The organism is Nocardia pseudovaccinii (assembly GCF_050942345.1).
GTDB lineage: Bacteria > Actinomycetota > Actinomycetes > Mycobacteriales > Mycobacteriaceae > Nocardia > Nocardia pseudovaccinii.
Window position 1 is genome coordinate 4,380,042 of record NZ_CP192074.1, and the last position, 19,254, is coordinate 4,399,295.

The window sequence follows — 19,254 nt, forward strand, 5'->3', positions numbered from 1 at the left end:
GTCAGCGTCCGGTCGTGCCGTCGATCAATTCGCGGAGGATGTCCGCGTGGCCCGCGTGGCGGCCGGTCTCCTCGATCATGTGGGTGAGTGCCCAGCGGAGGCTGGGAGCGGGACGGCCCGGCCGCCGTCGAGGGACCGGTGCGCCGAGATCGGTGCAGCCGTCGAGTATTTCGTTGGCACGCTCGACCGCATCTCGGTAGCGGGCGACGACATCGGCCACGCTGTCGGCTGGTGCTGCCTGGAACGTCGCCTGCCAGTCGATGATGTTGTCCCCGAGGAACATCGAGCGTTCGACGAAGGTCAGATGCTGGAGCAGCCCGAGCAGGTTCGTGCCCGACGGCACTGCGGCTGTTCGCACCTGTGGTTCGGGGGCGCCCTCGACCTTCGCGGCGATCGCGGCCCGGAGGTAGTCGAGGAATCCGCGCAGGATTTCGGTCTCGCCGCTTCCGGTCGAGGGCGGCGGGGTGTCGCCGCGGCGTTTGCGGCGCGTGGTGGTGCTCATCGAGCCTCCTGTGGTCGGCACGCGCCCAGTCTCGCCACGCGCACTACGATCTGGCACGCGATCTTGCTGTTCCGGCAAGATGGCCTCGTGGATCGCGAAACGGACGACGTGCTCGACGCGGTGGGGCCGCGGCTGCGTGCGCTGCGGCGCGACCGCGGCATCACCCTCGCCGACCTCGCCGCGGCGACCGGTGTATCGGAGAGCACCCTGTCCCGGCTGGAGAGCGGACAGCGCAGGGCGACCCTCGAGTTGCTGCTGCCGCTCGCCCGCACCTACGACATTCCGCTGGACGACCTCGTCGGCGCTCCGCGCACCGGCGACCCGCGGATACACCTGAAGCCGATCCGGCGGTCCGGGATGATCTTCGTGCCGCTGTCCCGGCGGCCGGGCGGGATACAGGCGTTCAAGATGATCATTCCCGCTGAGCCGGAACCGCTCGAACCGACCCCGCAGACTCACGAAGGCTTCGAATGGCTGTACGTGCTCAACGGTCGCCTGCGGCTGGTGCTCGGCGAGCGCGACATGACCTTGCCGCCGGGGGAGGCCGCCGAGTTCGACACGTCCTTGCCGCACTGGCTGGGCAGCGCCGACGGTGGAGTAGTCGAGTTGCTGATCCTGTTCGGCCCGCAAGGAATGCGTGCGCACGTGCGCGCCGACCCGCATCGGTCGTCGCACGGCGGTAGCAGGCGATGAACTCGGCGAAATAACCGTCAGCGCTGTGTTTCTGCGGCGGTCCGCAGGTCGGCCAGCCAGGCTTCGAGACCGGCACCGAGAAAGTGGGTGGAGGTCGGCACGTCCGCTTCGACCTGTGCTCCGTTCCAGTTCTCCTCGGTGCGCACCAGGACGCCGCCGTCCACCGGGGTGAAGGTCCAGACATGAATTCCGCCGTCGATGCGCATCCCATCACCGATCGCCGGTCCGCTCCAGCGGATGCACCGAGAGGGTTGCAGCTGCTGGACGGTAGAGGTGATAGTCAGCGTGGTCGCGGGGGTTGTGGCGGTGGCGGGGGCAGGAGTGGTCCATCGGAACTGCGAACCAGCTTGCAGCGGCCCCGAATCCAGACGCTCGATGCTGGTGACCGGCTGCTGCCATGACGACCAGCGTGCTACATCGGTCTGCAGATTCCAGACCACGTCCAGCGGCGCTTTGATCAGGGCCTCGGTCCGGTAATGAATCGGCGCCGCCGTGTCGATGCCCGCACCCTCGCAGGTCAGCGGAGCCGAGTCGGCAGGGCCGTCGGCATGCGCAGAGGTGACGGTGGCGCTCAGGAATGCGGCGGACAAGGCGATCCCGAGCAGGGTGGCCCGTCCGCGGCGACGGATGGTGCCGGACTCGGCGTGCGCCTTCGGGGCGCTGGACAGGCGAGTGTCGTTCATGGTTGTGCTCCTCGGCGACGGGCTCACATGAATTGGTGAGCATCTATTGCAATAGTTAGAGGTTATAACGCCCGCGCTGTGAGAAGCAAGAGCAAAAGTGATACCTTCTAACCAAAGAGCGTGGCGTGTAGCCGGGAAGGGAGCGGTCCATGGCAAACCCAGGTGCGAAGAGCCCGCGGGAGCGCTATCGGGTGCAGATGCGGGCGGAGATCAAGCAGTGCGCCTGGCAGCAGATCGCCACGGCGGGCGCGTCCGCGCTGTCGCTCAACGCCATCGCCAAACAGGTGGGTATGAGCGGTCCGGCCCTCTACCGGTACTTCGCCAGCCGCGACGAACTGATCACCGAACTCATTCGCGACGCCTACCGCAGCCTCGCCGACACCTTGCGCACGGCCCGGGATTCCGGCGCCGACCTGGCCCGACTGGCCTACGCGCTACGGGAGTGGGCCTTGGCCGACCCGCAGCGATACTTCCTGATCTACGGCACGCCCGTCCCCGGCTACCACGCACCCGACGACACCACCGAGATCTCGAACGAGATCATGACGATGTTGATCGAGGCATTCTCCGCGCTGCCCCCGGAGCCACGCACGACACCGTTCGACACCCACCTCGAACACCATCGCCGATGGGCCGCCGACCACTCGGTACCGACCACAACCCTGCACCGAGCGGTGTCCTTCTGGACCCGGCTGCACGGCGTCCTCTCCCTCGAACTCGCTGGGCATTTCACCGGAATGGAATTCGACCCGGACCTGCTGTTCGCCGACGAACTCGACACTCTCATCACACAGTGACCACGCCGCGGCAGTGTGTCACAACCACTCGTGCAGGACCTCCGCGATACGCCGGAGCGCCGCATCGGTGGTCATCCGCCAGTGTGTGGTGGCCACCGGGTGGTTGTGCACGGTACCGGTCACTGCGGCAGTCCAGGTCGCGGCGTAGACGGAACCCGTCGGATCGTCGTGGGCCGCAGTGAAATAGACGAGGTCGCCATCGAAGGACCGCGCACGATATGCCGCGTCGAGAGCCGCCGAGTCGATCGCCGCGGCCACGACCCGTTCGATCCGCGCGGCCCCGAAGGATGCGAACGGCTCGGGAAGCGTGCTCAATCGCTGTGCCAGCTCGGACAATTCCACCGTTTCGTCCAAGCCGAATTCCGCGGCGCGAGCGCCGAGTAGTCCACCGAGCAGTTCTCGCACCGTAACCTTGATCCCCGCGAGTTTGGATCCGGCGCCGATGTCGAGTAGTCGACTGTCCATCATGCCCAGCAGCGCCACCTGTGCGCCTTCGTCCTGGAGTTGGACGGCCATGGCGTGCGCGAGCACACCGCCGAGTGACCAGCCGAGCAGGTGGTAGGGGCCCTCCGGTTGCACCTCACGTACGTGTTTGACGTAGTGCCGCGCCCAATCCTCGATCGAATCCGGCAGTGGGTCACCAGAACTCAGCGCGGGTGACTGCAGTCCGTAAATGGGCCGATCCGCATCGAGATGGGCGACCAGCCCGGCGAACGACCACGCGATGCCTCCGATCGGATGGATGCAGAACAGCGGCTCGGCGGTGCCGGAAACCCGCAGCGGCAACAGCACATCGAATGCCGCGTCGGCACCGGCTCCCGCTGCGCCGCGCGCACGCAACTCCGCGACGATGCCCGCGGGGGTGGGGGCGGTGAACGCCCACATCACCGGAATCGTTTCGGCCATCGCCTCGCTCAACCGAGCCGTCAGCTTGGTCGCGATCAGTGAATTGCCGCCGAGTTCGAAGAAGTTGTCATCCAATCCGATGCGATCCAGACGCAGTACATCCGCGAAAATCTCGCAGACCATGGTCTCGAGCGCTGTCGTCGGTGCGCGGAAGGCGCGGGTCCCGAGCTCCGGTTCGGGCAGCGCCGCGCGATCGAGTTTGCCGACCTGGGTCAACGGGAGGTCGTCGAGTACCACGATCGCCGCGGGAACCATATGCGACGGCAGGGTCCGTGCGGCCCAGCGGATCAGCCGATCCGGATCGATCACCCGTTCCTCGGCGGCCACCACGTACGACACCAGAACCGTTGCCCCAGCGGAATTCTCCCTGCCGATCGTGACGGCGAAATCCACTTCCGCGTGGGCGGCCAGTACGGCGTCGATCTCGCCGAGTTCGATTCGGAAGCCACGGATCTTCACCTGGAAATCGGTACGGCCCCGATACTCGAGCTCGCCCTCGGTATTCCATGCCACCAGATCACCGGTGCGATACATCCGGGCACCCGGCTGGAACGGGTTGGCGACGAAACGATCCGCCGTCAGGTCAGCGCGACCGAAGTAGCCGCGTGCCAACTGTCCTCCGGCCAAGTACAACTCACCGGCGACGCCGACCGGAACCGAGCGCAAGCGCGAATCCAGCACGTACACCTGACTATTCCACGCGGGTCTGCCGATCGGCACGGCTAGTTCATCGAACCTGCCCACCTGATGGCTGGTGATCGATACCGCCGCCTCCGTCGGACCGTACAGGTTGTACAGCGACGCATCCGGCGCCGCCGCAGCGAATCGGCGCGCCAGCGCGGCAGGCAGGGTCTCACCGATCGCCAGCACCTGGCGCACCGAGTCCGGCAGCCGCCCCGTCAGCAATGCGTCCAGCATCGACGGCACCGTGTGCAGCGTGGTCACGCCCGCACGGGTCATCAGCTCGTTCAGGTATGCCGGGTCGCGGTGGCCGTCCGGCGCGGCGATTACCAGTCGGCCGCCGCACGCCGCGGCCGACCAGAATTCCCACACCGACAAATCGAACGTCGCCGCCGTCTTCAGCAACACCGCGTCATCGGCGGTCAATCCGAATTGCGCTGTCTTCCAGAGCAACTGGTTGACAATCGCACCGTGTGTGACCGCGACCCCCTTCGGGCGACCCGTGGACCCCGATGTGAAGATCACATAGGCCGCGTGCTCGGCGCGCAACGGCGCGATCCGCTCTGCGTCGGTGATCGGGGCCGCGTCCACCGAGGACAGGTCCAGTCGATCCATCAGCACCACCGGCGCAGCGGAGGTTCCGAAATCCGCATCGGCATTCGTCAGCACACATGCCGGTGCCGCCGTCTCCAGCATGTAGTCGGTCCGCTGTGCGGGTTGGTCCGGATCGACCGGCACGTACACCCCACCGGCCTTGCTCACGGCATACATCGCGACGACCAGATCCGCCGAACGCCGAATGGCCAACGCCACCCGCGACTCCGGGCCCACACCCGACGAAATCAAGTACCGCGCAACCTTGTTCACGCGTGCATCGAGCTCACCGTAGGTGATCGGAGTACCGTCGGCGGCGATGAGCGCCGTGGACTCCGGTGTGGCAGCGACAGTCTCGTCGAGCAGCGACGCCAAGGTGGCGGCCGTATTCACCTGGTGTGCGGTGTCGTTCCACGCCGTGAGGATCCGTGTGCTTTCTTCGGTCGCGAGCAGATCGATGGCACCGACCGGAACCTGTGGATCCGCGATCACGGCATCGAGGACCCGCACGAACCGGTCCACGAAACTCCGCACCGTCGACTCGTCGAACAGATCCGCGGCGTAGGTGAAGAAGCCGCCGATACCCGTCGGCACACCGTCCTCGTCATAGCTGTCGGCCATGATCACATGCAGATCGAACTGCGACAGCTGTCGATCCGGTGCCAACGCCGTGACGGTCAAGCCCGGCAACTCCATCCTGGCCGGGGCCAGATTCTGGAACGACAGCCCCACCTGGAACAGCGGATGACGCGCCGTCGAGCGCACGGGATTGAGCACTTCGACCAATTGCTCGAACGGCACATCGGCATGGGCGAAGGCTTGGACGTCGGTATCACGTTGCCGCGCAAGCAACTCCGTGAAACCCGCATCCGCATCGACCCGGGTACGGAACACCAGGGTGTTGACGAACATGCCGATCAGATCGTCCAGCACCGCCTCACCCCGGCCCGCTATCGGTGTACCGATCGCGATATCGCCGGTGCCGGACAAGCGAGCCAGCAACACCGCCAGCGCGGTATGCACAACCATGAACAGCGTCGCGCCCTCGGCTCGTGCCAGCCCCGCCAACGCCGCATGCGCACGCGCGTCGATGTGCAGCTCCACTCGGCCGCCTGCGAACGACTGCACCGCCGGCCGGGGCCGGTCCGTCGGCAACTCCAGCTGATCCGGCAGGTCGGCAAGGGCTCGCCGCCAGTAGGTGATCTGCTCGGCCGCCATCGACCCCGGCTGGTCCGCACTGCCGAGCAGCGCACGGTGCCACAGCGTGTAATCCGCGTACTGCACGGCCAGCGGCGACCAATCCGGGGCCTGGCCCAGCGTGCGCGCCGCGTATGCCGACGCCAGATCACGAGTGAGCGGGCCACCGGAGTAGCCGTCACCCGCGATGTGGTCGACGACCATGGCCAGCACGAATTCGGCGTCCGCGACCCGGAACAGCACGGCGCGGACGGGCACCTCAGTGGTCACGTCGAAGGTCGTCGTCGAAACCAGTTCCAGCACAGCCGATTCCACCTCGGCGGCATCGACGGTCCGGACCTCCAGCCGCGGTACTTCCGAGTGACCGGGAGGCAGGACGACCTGCACCGGATCCGCCGCATCCCCTGGCTGCGGATATATGGTTCGCAGGATCTCATGGCGCACAACGACATCGGTGAAGGCCTGCCCCAGCGCGGCGATATCCAGATCGCCGGTCAGGCGGATCGCGACAGGAATGTTGTACGCGGTCGACTCGGTATCGAACCTGTTGAGAAACCACATCCGTTGCTGTGCGGGCGACAGCGGAATTCGTTCCGGCCGTGGGCCCGCTACCGGGGCGCGGCGACTCCCGGTACCGGTGAGCTCAGCCACCTCTCGCGCACAACCCGCGACGGTGGGCGCGGCGAACAGCACACGCACCGGAACCCGGGCATCCAGGGTCATGCCGAGGCGAGCGGTCACCCGCGTGGCGAGCAGCGAATTGCCGCCCAGCTCGAAGAAATTGTCGTCTGCGCCGACCCGCTCGATGCCGAGTACCTCGGCGAAGATACCGGCCACGGCCTGTTCCGCCACCGTCGACGGTTCCCGGTAGGTGCGCGCCGCGAACTGCGGTTCGGGGAGTGCATTTCGGTCGAGTTTGCCGACCGCGGTCAATGGGATCTCGTCGAGCACCACGACCGACGCGGGAACCATGTGCGACGGCAGGCTTCGCGCTGCCCACCGCGCCAGTTGATCCGGATCCAGCGATCGGCCCATTACGTACGACACCAGAATCGTGGCCCCGCTGGGGTTTTCGCGCCCGAGGGTCACCGCGTAGTCCACGTCGGGGTGCGCGGCGAGCACCGCGTCGATCTCCCCGAGTTCGATGCGGAAGCCACGGATCTTCACCTGGAAGTCCGTGCGGCCCAGGTACTCCAATTCCCAACCGGTAGCCGTGGCATTCGGTACCTCGACCCAGCGGACCAGATCGCCGGTCCGGTACATCCGGTCGCCCGGCCGACCCCACGGATTCGCGACGAAACGTTCCGACGTCGAGCCGGAACGCCCGTGATAGCCGCGGGCGAGTGCCGGGCCCGCCAGATACAACTCACCGGTGACACCCGCGGGCGCCGGGTGCAACCGCTCATCGAGCACCGCCGCCCACCCGCCGGGTATCGGACGGCCGATCGTTACCCGTTGTCCCGCAAGCAGAGTCGTATAGGTGGCGCCGATCGTCGCCTCGGTCGGACCGTATCCGTTGATGAAGCGGCGACCCGGCTGCCACCTGGCGAGGAGTTCGGGAGTGGTGGCCTCGCCTCCTGCGGACACCACCGCCAGGTCGTCCAGGTCGGCGGGATCAACAGTGCCGAGCAGCGCCGGGGTGATGATCGTATGCGTCACCCGTTCGCCACGCAGCAGGTCACGAAGTTCGGTGCCGCCGACGATATCCGGTGCGGCGATCACCAGGGTGGCACCGCTGTAGAACGCACTGGACCACTCCTCGACCGATTGGTCGAAACTCGGCGAACACACGTGCAGCATCCGATGTTGCGGCTCGAGTCCGAGCATGTCGACCGTGTGACCGACGAGTCCACCGAGCCCGGCGTGGGTGACGGCGACCCCCTTGGGCAATCCCGTTGAACCCGACGTGTAGATCACGTAGGCCGGATGCGACATCCGCAGCGGCGCACGACGGTCCGCGTCGGTCACCGCGGCCGCCGAGTGGGCGGCGCAGCGTGCGAGCACCGCGGGATCGTCGAACATCAGCCAGTCCACCGTGTCGGGTAGATTCGCGTGCTCAGCGAGCGTAATGCCCACCACCGCCCCGGAATCGGCCACCATGTGCCGCACCCGGTCCACCGGATAGCTCGGATCGACCGGCAGATACGCGCCACCCGCCTTGGCGACCGCCCATACCGCGGCGATCATCTCGTACGAACGTCGCATCGCCAGCGCCACCACCGTCTCCGGCGCGACACCTCGATCGATCAGTACGCGCGCCAGACGCGACGACAGTTCGTCGAGTTCACCGTAGGTGTATGCCCGCCCCGCGTCGCGCACCGCGACCCGATCACGCCCGAAACCGGCTCCCCGGGTCAGCAGATCCGGCAGCATCCCGACGGTAGCCGGGGCGCCGCCGCCCATCCGGGTCAGCCACCCGTACTCGTCGCCGACCAACAGCGGCAATTCGCGCACCCGTGTCGCGGGCTCGTCCACGACCGCCGCCAGCACCCGAAGGAACCGCCGGGCGAATATCTCCGCCGTACCGTCGTCGAAAAGATCACGCGCGAAAGACATCTCGCCGCGCATCCGGTCCGAATCGCCATTCGGGGGCGAGATCGCCAATGCCAGATCCCCGACCGCATCCGGCGGACTCTGGAACGACAGAGCCACCTGGAACAGGGGATGCCGATCCGGCGACCGCCGCGCTCCCAACAGATCGACCAACTCGTCGAACGGAATACCCGCGTGCGTGCACGCTTGCAGTTCACGCTGGTGTGCCTCCGGTAGGAGGTCGGCGAAGCGCGCGGCTCGATCCACGCGGGTACGCAACACCAACTCGGCACGGCGGCCGCCTGGCGTCGGGGTGCCGATCGCGATGTCGTCGGAGCCTGATAGTCGCGCGAGCACTACCGCCAATGCCGTGTGCACCACCGCGGTCCATGTCACGCCCGCCGTGTGCGCGAGCTGCCGGAGACCCAGGTGTACCTCGTTGGGTACCGAGAACTCCACCCGCCCACGGACATCGGACCGCAGCGCCGTGCGTGGCCGGTCCGTCGGCAGCTCCAGCCGATCGGGCAGGCCCGCCAATGCGGTGCGCCAGTAGCGAGACCTGGTGATCGGGTCGTCCGATTCGGTGTCGCACAGCAGCGCGATATCGGCCGCGGCACGGTCCGGTGTCGCGGGCAGATCACCGAGGACGCGGCGCAGCCGATCGGCCACGGCCTGTGCCGTCTCGTCGGCGACGACATCGCGCCGGTACTTCACCTGCACCAGCGTCCGGGTATCCAGGAAGACCACAACGGTAATCGGATAGTGCGTGAAGTCGGCCCCGCGCATCTGCTCGATCCGCAACCCGTCGATGGCGCCGCCCGCCTGCTGCAGCCCCTCGGCGTCGACCGGGTAGGACTCGAAGACCAGCATCGTGTCGAACAGCTCGTCATGGGGGACGCCAGCCGATGGAGCTTGCGGAGTCGGCGCGGCGGGTGAGGTCAGTCCGGCGATGCGTTGGATCGCGCCGAGTCCGAGGTGGTGATGGTCCAACAGCGACGCTTGCTCGCCCTGCAAACCCGCCAGCAGGGCCCGCACTGTCGTGTCTCGATCGAACCGGATCCGTACCGGGATGGCATCCACGAACAGGCCGATCATGTCGCCGATACCGTCGAGTTGCGGCGGTCTGCCCGAGACCGTCGCGCCGAAGACGACATCGTCGCGTCCGGTGCTACCGGCGATGACCAGACCCCACGCCGCCTGTATCACCGTATTGGCGGTGACCTCGGCCGTAGCCGCATGCGCCGTGAGCGCCGCGGTCTGCGCGGTCGACAGATCGAATTCACAGACGCCGAACCCGTCGCCGGTCGCCGCGGGCCACGCCAGTTCAGGGGCGAGCATGGTCGCGGTGGCGCCGGTCAACACGTCCGACCAGGCGCGTACCGCGGCCTCCCGGTCTTGCCGGGCGAGCCACCGCAGGTAGTCGCGGTAGGGCCGGATCGGTGCGAGCGGTGACGTGTCGCCGCCGGTCGCGTACAGGACCAGCAGCTCCTTCATCAACAGCGGCATCGACCAGCCGTCGAGCAGGATGTGGTGTCCGGTCAATACGAGATGGCTGTGCCTACCCACCCCGCCGTCCGCTGTCCCCGAGTGCCCGGAGTCGTTGGTGTACACCGTGAATCGCAGCAGCGGCGCCACCGCTGGATCGAATCCGCGTCGCCGCTCGGCGACCAGCAGTTCGGGCAGCTCGGCCTCGGATACGCCGTCGACAACCTGCCACGGCATCTCGACCCCGTCCATGACCAGCTGCACCGACGTCCCGTCGGCCGTGGGTACGAAGGCCGATCGCAGGTTCGCGTGCCGGTCCAGAATGGTCTGCGCGGCTCGGCGCAACCGGACCATGTCCAGCTCGCCCGTCAGCGTCGCCGCCAGCTGGATTATGTAGGCGTCGATCGAACCGTCCAGTAGCTCGATGAGCACCCGCAGCGAGTTCTGCAGCGGTGACAGTGGCAGCACATCCGACAGTCCGGGATGGTTCCGCCGCCACTGGTCCAACTCGACCTGAGAAACCCGCACCAGCGGCACATCCGACGGGGTCAGACCGCCGGCGGCCGGATCCTTCGTGTGGTCGGCAATCGCGGTGAGCGCGGCCAGCCAGTCCTCGGCCAGCTCCCGCACCGCCGCCTCGTCGATGATCGCGGCGGCGAAGGTGAACGACGCCACCATCCGCGGGCCATCCGCGGTATCGCTGACGATCGTGTTGATGTCGATCACCGCGGACAACGGCAGGTCCGGATTCGGCTCTGCGGCAATGGTTCCCAGTTCTCCGGTCGGAAGCCAGTCCGAGAGGCCGTCGGGCACCGCACCCGCGGAGACACGGCCGAGGTAGTTGAAAGCGATCTGCCCGAGATCACCGGCCAGCGCATCGGCGGTGCCCGGATTCAGATGCCGAAGCAGGCCGAAACCGATGCCTCGATCCGGCACCGAAAGCAGTTGCTCCTTCACCGATTTCAGCACCGCGGCGGTCGCCTCGCCACCGGCGAGGGCGGCTTCGGTGTCGATTCCGGACAGGTCGATGGCCACCGGACTGATGCTGGTGAACCAACCCACGGTGCGAGTCAGGTCAGCGCCGGGCACCGCGTCTTCCTCGCGACCGTGCCCCTCGAGCCGCAGCCGAGTGACCGGAGTATCGATGCCGCGCCGCGCCCGCCAGGAACGCACCGCCATCGCGAGCGCGGCGAGCAGACTGTCGTTGGCGCCACCTTGGTACAGCGCGGGAACCTTGGTGAGCACAGCGTCGGCTACCTCGACCGGAACCCGGATATCGAACACACCCCGGGTTTGGAAAGTATCGGCGACCGGGTCCAGCGCACGCGTGCCGAACAGTGGATCAGGCGTGGCCAGCACCCGCTGCCAATAGCCGAGTTCCTCGGCACGCTCCGGTGTGGCGGCCGCTTCCACCAAGGCGTGCGCCCATCGCCGCAAGGAGGTGCCGACGGCGGGCAAAGCCACCGGCTGCCCGGCGCTGCGCTGTGCCCACGCGAGCACCAGATCCGGAATGAGAATGCGCCACGACACGCCATCGATCGCGTAGTGATGGACCGCGACGGCGACAACATCGCGCGCATCGGGTCTGCGCAGCCACGTGCACGCGATCATCCGGCCCGCAGCGGGATCCAGCGTCGCCAACGCGGAATCCATGGCCGCGTTGGCAATTCGATTCAGCTCGGCCTCGTCGACACCCGCGGGCACCTCGACCTCGGCGACCAGCGCGTCGGCCTCGATGGTGTTACGCGCCAACACCTCGAACCGCCACGAGCCGTCCGCCTGCCACACGCGCGAGCGCAGCACATCATGATGATCGAGCACCGCGCCGACAGTGGCCACCACACCCGCGCGATCGATCGCCTCCGGCAATCCGAGCACCATGCTCTGCGCGAATCGGCCGAACGAACCGTTGGCGAGGAACCAGGCGAGTACCGGAGTCAACGGAACCGCGCCGACACCGCCGCCGGGCAACTCCGCGAGAACCGCCGCCGACTCCGCACCGACCACGGCAACACGAGCCAACCTCGCGACTGTCTTCTGCTCGAACACATCCCGCGCGGTGAACACCATCCCCGCCGCCTTGGCCCGCGACACCAACTGGATCGACATGATGCTGTCACCGCCGACCGCGAAGAACGAATCGTCCACCCCGACCCGCTCCATACCCAGCACCTGCGCGAAGAGTTCGGCGAGCCGCGACTCCACCGCGCCGACCGGAGCCCGCGACACCGCCGTCGGGAACACCGGCTCCGGCAACGCATTACGGTCCAGCTTTCCGTTCGAAGTCAACGGAACCCGGTCCAGGACCATAATCGCCGCGGGCACCATATGCGACGGCAGGATCCCGGCCGCATACTCCCGCAGCCCGGCCGGATCCACCACCCGCCCCGGCGCCGCCCGCACATATGACACCAATGCCGTTGCACCACCGGGCATCTCGCGACCAAGCGTGACAACGAAATCGATATCGGCATGTCGGCCGAGCACGGTATCGATCTCGCCCAGCTCGATTCGGAAACCACGGACCTTCACCTGGAAGTCAGCGCGACCGACATAGTCGAGCTGCCAATCCGCCGACGCAACGGCGAGATTTCCCGCTCGCTGCTCCGGTGCCGCGTACCAGCGCACGAGGTCGCCCGTGCGATACATCCGCGAACCCGGCTCACCCCAGGGATTGGCGACAAACCGCTGCGCGGACAACCCGGCGCGGTTCCAGTAGCCACGAGCCAACGCGGTGCCCGCCAGATACAGCTCACCCGTAACGCCGGGCGGTACCGGATTCAACCGCGAATCCAGCACGTACGCCGAACTACCCAGAATCGGCTTACCGATCGTGATGTGCTGCCCCGCAACCAGTTCCACATTCGACGCCATCACGGTCGCCTCGGTCGGACCGTACGCGTTGAACAACCGGCGGCCCGGCTGCCACTTGGCCAACAGCTCCGGGGTCAGCACATCCCCACCCACGAACAGCACTTCCATCCGGTCAACACCGACCGGATCGACCGTGCCGAGCACCGCCGGGGTGATGATCGTGTGCGTCACCCCCTCGCTCCGCAGCAACTCGCCGAGTTCCGGTCCACCCATGACATCCGACGGCACGACCACCAACGTCGCCCCCACCGAGAACGCGCACATCCATTCCATCACCGACGGATCGAAACTCGGCGAACAGATATGCAGGTACCGGTGGTGCGGCTCGAGACGGTACTGGCCGACCGAGTGATCGACCAGATCGCTCAACCCGCCATGGGTTACGGCGACCCCCTTGGGCAGGCCCGTCGAGCCCGAGGTGTAGATCACGTATGCCGGATGTTGTGTCCGTAACGGCGCGATCCGCTCGGCGTCGGTGATCGTGTCGGCGGACTTGTTTGCGCACAACACCGCCGTCGCCGGTGCATCCAGCACCAGCCAATCCACCGCATCGGGTAGCCGATCGACCTGGTCGGACGCGGTAATGCCCAGGGCCGCACCGGAATCGGTCAACATGTGCCGCATCCGATGCGCGGGATGGGCCGGGTCGACCGGCAGGTGCGCACCACCGGCCTTGGCGATCGCGACGGCGGCCAGCACCATCTCGTAGGAACGGGGCAGTGACACCGCGACCGGTAGTTCTGGACCGACACCTCGATCGATCAGGACTCTCGCCAACCGAGACGATTGGTCGTCGAGTTCGCCGTAACTGATCGATCGACCCTGGTATCGCACCGCAATCCGGTCCCGGCCCAACGCGACGCCACGAGTCAGCAGATCAGGCAGCAACCGGGGCGCCCGCATGTCATTGTCGTGGACCCGCGTCAGCAGGGCGAGTTCGCCGTCGCTGAGAAACGGCAGGTCACCGATCGGGTCCCCAGGGCGGTGCACCGCGGCGGCCAGCAGCCGGAGGAATCGCTCGGCGAAGATCTCCACGGTGCGCCGGTCGAACAGATCGGGCGCGAAGGACAGGTTCGCGACGATGCGGGCGCGGTCTCGGTTCTCCCGAATGTGCAGGGACAGATCGAACGGGCCGCGTGCGATGGGAGTCCGATCACCCGCGGACAACATCACCTGTACCAGGGGGTGACGTGCGTCCGACCGAACCGGATCCAGCAGTGCCACCAACTGGTCGAAGGGCAGTTCTGCTCGTGTGAATGCCTGTAGGGCAGTGTCTTTCGCCTGCGCGAGCAGATCGTCGAAGGAGATTTCACCCGGCACCCTGGTACGCAGGACGACCGTGTCGACCGATCCGCCGGTTTCGGCGGGGGTGCCGATCGCGATGTCATCGGTCCCCGATAGTCGCGCAAGCAGCACCGCGAAGGTCGCGTGCAGGACGGTGAACACCGTGGTGTCGTGCGCGACTTGCGGTAGCCGGTGGTACAGATCCGCATCGATCTCGAACTCGACGCACGAGTCCGCGAGGGAGGGGATCGCAGGACGTGGGCGATCCGCGGGCAGGTTCAGCTCATCCGGCAGGCCCTGGAGCGCGGTGCGCCAGTAGCGCGTCTGCGAGATCAGGTCGCCGCGATCATCGAAGAACCGATCGATTTCCGCTGGCGTGCGCTCGGGCGTCACAACGAATTCACCGATCAGGACCCGCAACCGCGCGGCGAGCGCCTGGGCGGCGGCGGTGGTGATCATGTCGCGCCGGTACTGCACCTGTACATGCAGCTGAGTGCCCAACTCGACCACGACAGCCACCGGATAATGCGTGAAGTTGCGACCTTGGAGATCGACGACTTCCAGCCCGTCGATCGTCGCGTGGGCCTGCCGCAAACCATCGGTGTCGACCGGATACGACTCGAAGGCCACGAGAGAATCGAACAACTCGCCCGCACCAGCTGCGCGCTGAATATCGGTCAGCCCGATGTGATGCGAGTCGAGCAACGAAACCTGTTCGGACTGCAGCCGAATCAGCAGCTGCCGCACCGGCGCATCGGAGTCGAACCGAACCCGAACCGGGACGGTATTGGCGAACAGGCCGACCATTTCGTCGACCCCGTCGACCTGCGGCGGCCGCCCGGAAACCACCGCGCCGAACACGACATCGTCGCCTCCGGCACACGCCGCGAGCACCAGACCCCACGCCGCCTGGACCACCGTATTGACGGTGACCTCGGTTGCGGCGGCGAACCTCAGCAGCTCCGCTGTCTCGACAGGGGACAGGTCGGCGGCGCAAACTCCGTGGCCGTCGGCGGGCGTCGTGGGCGGCGGCAGGGCCGCGGCCAGCCGAGTCGGCGTCGGATCTGCCAGCGCCGCGCGCCACGTCCGCAGGGTGGCGTCCCGGTCGTAGCGCGCCAACCAGGCGAGATAGTGCCGATACGGCCGGACTCGCGGCAGGGGCGTCGAATCACCGTCGGCCGCATAGGAAACCAGTAGTTCCTTCATCAGCAACGGCATCGACCAGCCATCCAACAGGATGTGATGTGCGGTCAACACCAGATGTACGCGTCCGGAGTTCGTGCGATACACCGTGAATCGCAGCAGCGGCGCCACCGTCGGATCGAACCCGAGGCGTGCCTCGTCCGCCAGGAGCGACGCCGGATCGGTGTCCGAGGTGTCGACGATCCGCCACGGGACCTCGAGACCCTCCGCGACGATCTGGACCGGGGCGCCCTCGACCGAAGTTCTGAACGCGGCCCGCAGGATCGCATGCCGATCCAACATCGCTTGCGCCGCCCGCCGAAGGCGATCCAGATCGATCACGCCGGACAACTCCACCGCCAACTGCAGCAGATAGGGATCCGCCGCATCGTCGGAAAGCTGTGTCAGGAAAAGCAATCCGAGCTGCAGGGGCGACAGCGGCAGGACATCGACCAGACCGGGGTGCTCCCGCTGCCAGATATCGAGTTCACCCTGGGAGGTCCGCACTAGCGGGACATCCGCCGGAGTCAGGCCACCGGCCGCCGGATCGTGTGCATGTCCGGCAAGCATGGTCAGTGCGGCCACCCAGTACTCGGCCAGCTCCCGCACGGAGGCCTCGTCGAGGATCTCGGACGCGTACGCGAACGACGCACTCATCTGCGCGCCCGCGTCGGTGTCGGTGACGATCGCGTTGATATCCACCACGGCGGCCGCGGGCATCGCCCGATCCTGGTCGGCTTCCGGGGCGCCCCAGTCGGCGGTCGGCAGCCAACTGTGGTCCGTCAGCCCCTCCGGCACGTCGCCTGCGGAAATCCGACCGAGATAGTTGAAACCGATCTGGCCCAGCGCACCGTCGAGTTCGCCTGCGGTATCGGTGTTCAGCTGACGGAGCACGCCGAAACCGATGCCCTTGTCCGGCACCGCGAGCAGCTGCTCCTTCACCGTCTTGAGCATCGCCGCGGTCGCGTCGGCGGTGTTCCATGCGGCATCGGCGTCGATGCCGGACAGATCGAGCGCCACCGGATACATGCTGGTGAACCAGCCGACAGTGCGGTTCAGGTCGGCACCGGCGACGGCGGTTTCCTCACGACCGTGTCCCTCGAGCCGGATTCGCGTGGCCGCGGCATCGACCCCTCTTTTCGCCCGCCACGAGCGCACCGCGAGCGCCAATGCCGCGAGCAGACCGTCGTTGACTCCGCTCCGATACAGCCTCGGCAACTCGGTCAACACCGCATGGGTGACCTCGGCAGGCACCGTGACGGTGAAATGCCGCACCGTGGCCGCTGTATCGATGACCGGGTCGAGTTCCCGCGCGCCCATCAGGGGATCAGCGACGGTCAGAACCTGCCGCCAGTACGGCAATTCGCTGGTACGGTCCGCGGCGGTCGCCGCCTCGACCAGACCGTGCGCCCACCGCCGGAACGACGTGCCGACACCAGGCAGGTCGATCCGGTGCCCCCCGTCGCGTTGCGCCCATGCGGTCACCAAGTCCGAGATCAGAATTCGCCATGACACGCCGTCGATCACATAGTGATGCGCGGCGATGATCAGCGCGTCCCGGCCGTCCGGTCGAGAAAGCCAGGTGCAGGCGATCATCCGGGCCGATGCCGGGTCGAGCGTGTCGAGGGCGGAATCCATTGCCGCACCGGCGGTCCCGCACAACTCATCGATGTCCAGTCCGGCGGGCACGTCGATACGAGTGAGCAGCGCGTCCGCGTCTACCGCACCCGGCGGCAGAGTGTGCAGCTGCCATCGCTCGTCGGCAGACCACAGCCGTGCGCGCAGCATGTCGTGGTGGTCCAGCACCGCGGCGAGCGTGGCCACCAAACCCGCCCGGTCGATGTGCTCGGGTAGGGCAAGCGCCATGTGCTGGGTGAACCGGCCGAACGACCGCCCCCCGACGAGGTGGGCGGCCAGCACCGGTGTCAGCGGAATCTCCCCGATACCGCCGCCGGGCAACTCCGCGAGCGTTGGCGTGGGTTCGGCACCGACTACCGCGACCCGCGCCAACCCGGCCACGGTGCGCTGCTCGAACACATCCTGGGGGGTGAACACTATCCCTGCCGCGCGGGCCCGCGAGACCAATTGGATCGATAGGATGCTGTCTCCACCGGCGGCGAAGAACGAGTCCTCCGCCCCCACCCGCACACCGAGCACTTGGGCATACAACTCGGCGAGCCGAGATTCGACGGCGCCCACCGGGGCCCGCGACACCGTCGCCTCGAACACCGGCTCGGGCAACGCCTGCCGATCGAGCTTTCCGTTGGCGGACAAGGGGATCGCGTCGAGCGCGACGATCGCGGACGGCACCATATGACCGGGCAATGCGGTTCCGGCGAAGCGCAGGAGTTCTCCGGCATCGAGAGAAATGCCGTTGCGCGCCAGCACATAGGAGACCAGTACGGTCGCGCCGGAGGGCGCGACCTTGCCGAGCGTCGCGGCATATTCGATATCTGGGTGACCGGTCAGTGCGGCGTCGATCTCACCTGGCTCGATACGGAAGCCGCGGATCTTGACCTGGAAATCCGAGCGTCCCAGATATTCGATCGCGCCATCGGCCACGCGGCGCCGCACCAGATCGCCGGTCCGGTACATTCGCGCGCCCGGGTTGCCGGCTTCCCCGCCGAACGGATTCGCCACGAATCGTTCCGCCGTGAGCGCCGCCCGCCCCAGGTAGCCCTGCGCGAGCGCGGGACCGGAAAGGTAGAGCTCGCCGATCACTTCGGCGGGTACCGGCCGCAACCGCGAATCGAGCACCACCGCACCGACACCCGGCAGGGCGGCACCGATGGTGATCGGCTGACCGGGCACCAGCTCGGCGCTACCGGTAGCGAGAACGGTGGCCTCGGTGGGCCCGTAAGCGTTGTAGAAAGACCGTCCGGCGACCGCCCACCGCTCGACCAGCCGTGGGCCGAACGCATCACCCGCGACGACCACGACCCGCAGCGTGTCGAGTCCGACCGGATCGACCGATTCCAGCGCCGCGGGCGTGATCAGCATGTGCGTGACGCGCTCGCGACGTAGCAGGTCGGCCAGCTCGGCGCCGCCGAACACCGTCGGCGGGGCCACCACGAGTGTCGCGCCGGAACTGAAGGCCAGCAGCAGCTCGAGCACCGATACGTCGAAGTTCGGCGAACAGACGTGCAGCACCCGCGAGTCGCCATCGACCGCGTAGCGCTCCCGCTGAGCGTTCACCAGCATCGCAATACCTGCGTGAGTCACCACAACGCCCTTCGGGCGACCGGTGGAGCCGGAGGTGTAGATGACATAGGCCGGATGCTGTTCGGTTGGTGTGCCCACCCGGTCGACATAGGAGATCGGATGTGCGGGTCGTGCCGCGATCCGCTCCCGGTGCAGCGGATCATCGATGTCGAGCCAGTAGATCTCGGTGCCGAATCGCGAGCGATGCGTCGAATCGGTGAGCCCCAGCACCGCCCGGGAGTCGGCGACGATGTATTCGCTGCGCTCCGGCGGAAGGGTGGGGTCGACCGGCACGTAGGCCGCACCGGTCTTGGCGATGGCCCATACGGCCAGTACGGATTCGATCGAGCGAGTGAAGCCGACGGCAACGACGTCGCCGGGGCCCACGCCCCGCTCGATCAGTTCCCGTGCCAGTCGCGATGACGACTCGTCGAGCTCCGTATAGGTGAGTTCGCGCTGATCAGCGGATTCGCCGGTCGGGTTGTAGCGAATCGCGATCGAGCCGGCCGCGGATTCGACCGCGGCCCCCAATAACTGCAGGAAGAGCGGACTACTCGATCTGCGGCGAATTCGACCCCGAACAGTGCGACGAACCCTATCCATTCGAGTACTACAGTCCTCTCGCGTCGAGCCCACAGGTCTT

General features: G+C 67.2%; 5 protein-coding genes. 2 read left to right on the plus strand and 3 right to left on the minus strand.

Features of this window, described 5'->3' with window-relative positions:
* Position 1 precedes the first annotated feature (1 nt).
* Positions 2–502 (minus strand): DinB family protein, encoded by a 501-nt coding sequence (locus ACQPZ2_RS19630; protein ID WP_433526861.1) that lies wholly within the window; start codon positions 500–502, stop codon positions 2–4.
* Positions 503–589: 87 nt separating this feature from the next.
* On the opposite strand from ACQPZ2_RS19630, the gene ACQPZ2_RS19635 reads away from it, so the two are divergent.
* Entirely contained in the window at positions 590–1,195 is a 606-nt protein-coding gene (locus tag ACQPZ2_RS19635) for a helix-turn-helix domain-containing protein (protein WP_433526862.1), read from the plus strand.
* A gap of 17 nt (positions 1,196–1,212) precedes the next feature.
* Here the strand turns inward: ACQPZ2_RS19635 and ACQPZ2_RS19640 are convergent, their stop codons facing one another.
* Positions 1,213–1,878 (minus strand): SRPBCC family protein, encoded by a 666-nt coding sequence (locus ACQPZ2_RS19640; RefSeq protein WP_433526863.1) that lies wholly within the window; start codon positions 1,876–1,878, stop codon positions 1,213–1,215.
* Positions 1,879–2,027: 149 nt separating this feature from the next.
* Here ACQPZ2_RS19640 and ACQPZ2_RS19645 point away from each other — a divergent pair, with 149 nt between their 5' ends.
* Positions 2,028–2,675 carry a TetR/AcrR family transcriptional regulator gene (locus ACQPZ2_RS19645; RefSeq protein WP_433526864.1) on the plus strand — a complete coding sequence of 216 codons (648 nt, stop codon included), beginning with the start codon at positions 2,028–2,030 and terminating at the stop codon, positions 2,673–2,675.
* A gap of 18 nt (positions 2,676–2,693) precedes the next feature.
* Here the strand turns inward: ACQPZ2_RS19645 and ACQPZ2_RS19650 are convergent, their stop codons facing one another.
* Positions 2,694–19,214, minus strand: a complete 16,521-nt coding sequence (locus ACQPZ2_RS19650) for an amino acid adenylation domain-containing protein (RefSeq protein ID WP_433526865.1) — start codon at positions 19,212–19,214, stop codon at positions 2,694–2,696.
* Between the last annotated feature and the right edge of the window lie 40 nt (positions 19,215–19,254).